Source organism: Chloroflexota bacterium (genome assembly GCA_015478725.1).
Classification (GTDB): domain Bacteria; phylum Chloroflexota; class Limnocylindria; order Limnocylindrales; family CSP1-4; genus C-114.
Map to the genome: position 1 here is coordinate 1 of JADMIG010000135.1, position 1,193 is coordinate 1,193.

Sequence of the window (1,193 nt, forward strand, 5' to 3'; positions counted from 1 at the left end):
GTTGGCTTAACACATTGATATAAGGCGGGTTCGGTCCAGGAGTGAGCCGCGATCACCTCAAAAAGTTAGGCACACGACTCGGCGGTTTTGACCTTGCACAAAGCGGGGGCGCCCGCTATCGGTGCGGCATGTATCTGCGCATCACACAGCGGCAGAACCGCGACGGCTCAACCGTCGCCTACTACGCCCTCGCCGAAAGCGTCTGGAACCCAGATGCAAAGCGGCGAGAGGCTCACGTGGTGCATAGTTTCGGCCGCGCCGATCGGCTCGATCGCGCCGCCCTCGAGCGGCTGGTGAGCAGCATCAACCGCGTGCTCGATGCCGGCGACGGCGCGGTCGCCGACAAGACCACGGCCGGCATCCCGGACATCGAGATCGAGCGGGTGTTCGAATTCGGCGCCGTGCTCGTCGCCCGCACGCTGTGGGAGGAACTCGGCACCGGCCCGGCCATCCGCAGATGCACCGAACGGGCGAAGCTGACCGCGCCACACGAGACGGCCCTGTTCGCGATGGCCACCAACCGGCTCGACGACCCGGTCTCCAAACGCGCCTGTGCCGAACGATGGCTACCCGACACCGCCTGGCTTCCCGACGCGGCCGGGCTGACGGTCGATCAATGCTACCGCGCGCTCGATTTTCTGGCGGTCTGGGCGGAACAGATCGAGCGCGACGTCTTCCTCCGGGCCGCCGACCTGTTCCGCCTCGATGTCGATCTGATCTTCTACGACACCACCACGGCCTATTTCGAGGTCGACGAGCCGGACGAGGACGCGCAAGAATTTGCCGGCCGGCTGTACGCGCCCCTGCGTCGGCGAGGCCACAGCAAGGAAGGCCGTGACAACCAGCCGCAGGTGATCATCGCGCTCGCCGTCACGCGTGACGGCGTGCCGGTGCGTTCCTGGGTGCTACCCGGCGACACCGCCGACGTGACGACCGTCGCACGGATCAAGGACGATCTGCGCACCTGGCGGCTCGGTCGCTGTCTCTTCGTCGGCGATGCCGGGATGTACTCGGCCGACAACCTGGCCGCGCTCAGCCGCGGCTTGGGGCGCTACATCCTGGCGGTGCCGATGCGCAAGGTGAAGGACATCGCGCTGGAGGTGCTGACCCGGCCGGGCCGCTACAAGCAGGTCGCCGACAACCTGCAGGTCAAGGAAGTGTGGGTAGGCGAGGGCGAGCGGCGCAAGCGCTAG

The 1,193-nt window shown here is 66.8% G+C and carries 1 pseudogene; it reads left to right on the top strand.

Annotated elements, in window-relative coordinates:
* Nucleotides 1-128: 128 nt before the first annotated feature.
* A pseudogene (locus IVW53_16125) lies at nt 129-1,190 on the top strand (IS1634 family transposase).
* Nucleotides 1,191-1,193: the final 3 nt, after the last annotated feature.